The sequence below is a fragment of the Xenorhabdus innexi genome (genome assembly GCF_002632485.1).
Classification (GTDB): Bacteria; Pseudomonadota; Gammaproteobacteria; order Enterobacterales; family Enterobacteriaceae; genus Xenorhabdus; species Xenorhabdus innexi.
This window is the reverse complement of record NZ_NIBU01000223.1, coordinates 1-695: the sequence shown is the minus strand read 5'-3', so window position 1 is coordinate 695 and position 695 is coordinate 1. Positions and strand designations below refer to the sequence as shown.

2 protein-coding genes and 2 pseudogenes are annotated in these 695 nt (G+C 45.3%); 2 read left to right on the top strand and 2 right to left on the bottom strand.

Features of this window, described 5'->3' with window-relative positions:
- Together Xinn_RS21240 and Xinn_RS23660 are read left to right on the top strand one after the other, a co-directional pair.
- A pseudogene (locus Xinn_RS21240) lies at positions 1–94 on the top strand (IS5/IS1182 family transposase); the annotation flags it as partial.
- Complete coding sequence (locus Xinn_RS23660) at positions 60–320, top strand: transposase (protein ID WP_169923652.1); 261 nt, start codon at positions 60–62, stop codon at positions 318–320. The pseudogene Xinn_RS21240 and the gene Xinn_RS23660, both read left to right, overlap by 35 nt.
- Here Xinn_RS23660 and Xinn_RS21230 read toward each other — a convergent pair.
- Together Xinn_RS21230 and Xinn_RS22345 are read right to left on the bottom strand one after the other, a co-directional pair.
- Complete coding sequence (locus Xinn_RS21230; RefSeq protein WP_099137838.1) at positions 289–483, bottom strand: hypothetical protein; 195 nt, start codon at positions 481–483, stop codon at positions 289–291. The two genes, Xinn_RS23660 and Xinn_RS21230, sit on opposite strands and share 32 nt — an antisense overlap.
- Positions 484–503: 20 nt before the next feature.
- Positions 504–695, bottom strand: a pseudogene (locus Xinn_RS22345) (IS3 family transposase); the annotation flags it as partial.

The window sequence follows — 695 nt, the reverse complement described above, 5'->3', positions numbered from 1 at the left end:
GTGGAAGAACTGCGAGGGAGATTTGAATACCAGTCTCCAGTTCGTCAATCTGGCATTCCTTGTCTTACTGCTGCGCAGAAAAAATACTGAATAGCCTCTCAGACCCGACACATCGGATCCGATTCGTTTATACCCCCAAACACGCTTCCTGGTTAAATCAAATTGAATGTTGGTTCAGTCTGGTCTCCCGACATTTGCTCAGGCGGCTTTCCGTCAGCAGCAAAGCGATATTACGGACATGCATTTTAAAATATATCGAATATTACAACCGGGTATTAGCTAAACCTTTTAAGTGGCTTTACCGTGGGAATACAAAGTGATGTCATTAATTGCAGAATACACCACTAGACCCTGATCATTTTCGTAAAAATGTTTATTCATGCCTATCTGGGCACGGCGCATATTATAGGTAATAGCATCAGCACCGGATGTAGAAACACGTGGTGATAGTTTGCCATGAGAGATTGCGGTAATTGTCAACATAGTTGGCACCATTAATGAATTTAAGCGGCCTGTTGTTCTCGTTCAGGATTCAGCGTCACTGTTTCTACCCATTGCCAGTTTCTGGTGCTGCGCGACCAGCGTTCCGGAGAGGCGAGTTTAGCCTGGCGATAAACGCCATCCCGCTGTGTTAAAATGACTTTGTCTTCGCCTCTGTGCCGTTGGCCCGGTGTCACATAATTTATCCCACTATG